We start from the raw sequence: 3,724 nt of genomic DNA, 5'->3' as shown, positions 1-3,724 counted from the left end.
TCCACGAACTGCTATTTTGATGACGTAGATCTTCATAGCCAGCAGGTATTGTTATGAAATGGTGGCGGTTATTCTAGTCCCAGCAAATGAGCTATTCGATGACTGCCCCAGGGTTTTTCATGCTCTCCTAATGCAAACGATAACTTTGTCATGGCAATATTTGATGATACATCTCGAGTTATAAGCTTTTTAAGCTAAAATGAGTCAAGGCCGAGTAAGTGCCCATTACTTATTATATCGGCCTGTATGTTTTCATTTGGTCAATGGCCTGGAGAATACAATATGTTATGGATTGAGCAGGGATTGTATGTCCGCATCCAGGAGCTGGATAATGGCCCGAGGCCGTTGCCCTTACAGAGCGGGTTCAGTCCTGATTACGCCTACCGAGTACTTGGATGCTTTAATCCCTCAGAAACCTCAGATGCTTATTACATCCTTGCTAATGACCGCAATGAGATATGGTTCATCTGTAACCGGCATGTTCGGGTGGTAAGACTTGATAATAAGCGAAAGGATTTCAGGTATAGAATCACAACATAAGTGCAACCGACTAAAAAGAGTACGGTGTTTTATTTCGTCGACAGAGATCAACTGACATCGAGAAGTTAACATTCATTTTAATTTCGGGACCACTAGTCATTGATTTAGGATTTTAAATCACGCCTACCCCTTTATGTGGTTTTTTTTACTTCTCCATTTTTAAGAATGAACGTCAATTTCCCACGCCAGAACTCGGCGATAAAAACATCATCACTGGCGACAGAAGCCTTTCTCATCTCCTCCTCAAGCCAATGAACATCCTTCTCTATTGCGTCGAGTTCATAGTCTCTTGCTTTACCCTCTTTCATGATAATAACAGAAGGCATCTCCGAGCCCTCACAGATCGCCGTTATCTGACCGCTCGGTTCGATCTGCGCATAGACAATTTCCTGAAAAGAATGAATACCCTGAGCACGAAGTTGTGATGATACGGTTAAAATATCTATCTTATTCTTTTTGTTGAATATGTCTTCGACAAGGAATTTTCCCTTCTTGATTATAGGAATGGGCTGACCTATCGTTATTCTACGAAATAAATGCATATGTTTGCTTATTGTATTCAGTAGAGAAATCAGACATACCCCAATGAGGAGTACGAATATATATTGATAAAGAGGTATGGAGTCACTATAGATGACGCCTCCGATTATTCCACCCAGCACAAAATTTCCGATGAAATCTACCGGGGTCATCTGAGACAACTGTGTTTTTCCTGAAATATTGAGGTGAGTGATAACGATCACAAAACCTAAAATAAACTTTACTAGCACCAGAACATAGTATTCCATCATGCTTGACTCTCAACTTATTTCTACTTGATAAGGCTCAGATCCATGAGCCCATGGTTATTGCCATCAGGCCGGAATTTGACCAGCGATCATCTCTCGTGACCAGACTCTGTGTAACTTCATCGCTTCGATAAAATCAGCTGCCAGTTCTAATGCGGCATTTCCTGTTATCATTCCCTCATCCGCTGCAGGTAATGGTATTGCATCGTGAATACGTTGCGCCTCTCCTTGTAAACCGATGACCTTGAGATGCTTGAACGCCTGAAGCAGATAATATTTTGCATTGCCATCCTTTAAGAGCGTGTCGATACTTTGTTTTCCATCAGGCACAATGACTGCATCGACCAGCACTGAAGGGTTACCTTCAATGGTTCCATTGATATTCAGCTCAGTGCCCTGTAATGTTCTTAACTTCCCTATGTGAGGTGAGAAAATCATTGTGTGTATACTTTTATCGTGGAGTGATTTCATTATAATCGCCAGTGACTTTTCGCATACACCATCTGCAGCAAGAATAGCTACTCGTCGTGATTTCAATACCTGACTATGCCCATCATATATACTCAATGAACGATCCTTAGATATTCCATTGACAGGGCCGGGTAGTGGATGCCTTAGCTGCTCATGACTAAGTTCAATTCCAAGATTCTCCGCGACAGCTTGGGCTAAATTATGATCTATATAAGTTAGCTGATCAACCACACGTTCACGGATCCATGGGCGCACTACCTTGCCTAACTCGAAACTGAATCCACCAATTATGTGATTTTGCTCCACTTTGGTTTGGCTCAGCCAAAACAGGCGCGGATGGGAATAATAGTCGATAAAAGTGCCACTTCTTTTGCGAATTTTTTCGCCTGTTGTTAGTTGCGGATAAGATGAGAAAACTCCACCTGCCGGAGGAGTCTCTCTTGGCCAATTGTTGTTTATGGAGTTAGGTTCATAGTTAGCTGCCCCTGAAATACTAATACGATGCATACCATCACGTTGATGATTATGGAAAGGACACACCGGCCTATTGATAGGAATTTCGTGAAAGTTCGCTCCCCCCAGGCGGCTTATTTGGGTATCAATGTAAGAGAAGAGTCGCCCTTGAAGTAGTGGGTCATCAGAGAAATCTATACCAGATACAATATTGCCAGGGCAGAAAGCGACCTGCTCTGTTTCATTAAAGTAACTATCAGGATTGCGATTCAATACCATTTTTCCAACGAGATGAACGGGGACTAAGGATTCAGGGATCAGCTTAGTTGGATCAAGTATGTCGAAATCAAAATTATCCTCATCTTCCTCTGGAATTATTTGCAATCCAAGCTCGTACTCCGGATAGTCGCCAGCTTCAATTGACTCCCACAACTCACGACGATGAAAATCTGGATCGCGACCTGCCAACAGCTGGGCTTCATCCCATAACAGGGAAGCGACTCCGTAAACGGGTTTCCAATGAAAACGGACAAAATGGCATCGGCCTTCCGCATTAATAAGTTTATAGGTATGAATGCCAAATCCTTCCATCATACTATAACTGCGAGGAATGCCGCGATCGGACATTGCCCACATGACGTTATGCAGCGTTTCAGGCTGAAGTGATATGTAATCCCAGAAAGTATCATGCGCGCTTTGCCCTTGTGGTATTTCATTATGAGGCTCTGGCTTCACTGCATGTACAAAGTCCGGAAACTTTATGGCGTCCTGAATAAAGAATATGGGAGTATTATTACCCACGAGATCAAAATTACCTTCTTTAGTATAAAATTTTGTTGCCCAGCCTCTTATATCTCTGACCGTATCTGCGGATCCTCGGGAGCCTTGTACCGTAGAAAAACGAACAAAGACAGGAGTTCTGACGTGAGGATCTTGAAGGAATTCGGCTTTAGTATAAGAGGCCAGGGGTTTGTATACCTGAAAATAACCATGAGCTCCGGCACCTCGTGCATGGACTACTCTTTCTGGTATGCGCTCATGGTCAAAGTGTGTAATTTTTTCTCGCAGAATAAAGTCTTCAAGTAAGGTTGAACCCCGTAATCCTGCTTTCAAAGAGTTCTGATTATCGGAGATCTTTACGCCCTGATTGGTACGCAGCGATTCTCCCAAAGGATCAGACCGGAAATCATCCAGTTGTTTAAGTTTGTCGTTATTATTTTTAGGGTTCTTAAAAGAACCGGGCATCATAGGTTCTGCACCGGGAGGACTTATGCTGGTAAGAGGTTTAGTTAACTTTTTGGAGGGAGCAGTATCTTCGTAGTGCGGTTCAACTGAGTACATGGTCTGAATCGCCACGGATAATCTAGACACTTCCGAGCCGTTGATAATACTGGTTTTCATATTCTGTCGGTGACATCTGATTGCTCGAACCATGCCGACGCTTACTGTTATAAAACATTTCGATGTAACCA

At 42.8% G+C, this 3,724-nt stretch carries 4 protein-coding genes; 1 reads left to right on the top strand and 3 read right to left on the bottom strand.

Annotated elements, in window-relative coordinates:
• The first annotated feature begins 282 nt into the window (after positions 1-282).
• Positions 283-540: a hypothetical protein gene (locus BL249_RS19340; RefSeq protein WP_099707597.1), complete on the top strand. Its 258-nt coding sequence runs from the start codon at positions 283-285 to the stop codon at positions 538-540.
• 131 nt (positions 541-671) lie between these two features.
• On the opposite strand, the gene BL249_RS18520 is transcribed toward BL249_RS19340, so the two are convergent.
• From BL249_RS18520 to BL249_RS18895, 3 genes are all read right to left on the bottom strand, one after another.
• Positions 672-1,328 carry a DUF421 domain-containing protein gene (locus tag BL249_RS18520; protein ID WP_092879758.1) on the bottom strand — a complete coding sequence of 219 codons (657 nt, stop codon included), beginning with the start codon at positions 1,326-1,328 and terminating at the stop codon, positions 672-674.
• A 66-nt stretch (positions 1,329-1,394) separates the two neighbouring features.
• Positions 1,395-3,593: a catalase HPII gene (gene katE / locus BL249_RS18515; RefSeq protein ID WP_099753263.1), complete on the bottom strand. Its 2,199-nt coding sequence runs from the start codon at positions 3,591-3,593 to the stop codon at positions 1,395-1,397.
• 22 nt (positions 3,594-3,615) lie between these two features.
• Positions 3,616-3,724: IS3 family transposase (locus tag BL249_RS18895; RefSeq protein WP_143354807.1), on the bottom strand; the 109-nt coding region annotated here is incomplete at its 5' end.

The organism is Erwinia sp. OLFS4 (assembly GCF_002752165.1).
Taxonomy (GTDB): Bacteria; Pseudomonadota; Gammaproteobacteria; order Enterobacterales; family Enterobacteriaceae; genus Izhakiella.
Note: the sequence above shows the minus strand (reverse complement) of the source record. Positions and strands in the feature narration are given on the sequence as shown.

Coding starts and splice junctions, on each gene's coding strand:
- BL249_RS19340 (WP_099707597.1), top strand. CDS start 283: ATGTTATGGATTGAGCAGGGATTGTATGTCCGCATCCAGGAGCTGGAT.
- BL249_RS18520 (WP_092879758.1), bottom strand. CDS start 1,328: ATGGAATACTATGTTCTGGTGCTAGTAAAGTTTATTTTAGGTTTTGTG.
- katE (WP_099753263.1), bottom strand. CDS start 3,593: ATGTACTCAGTTGAACCGCACTACGAAGATACTGCTCCCTCCAAAAAG.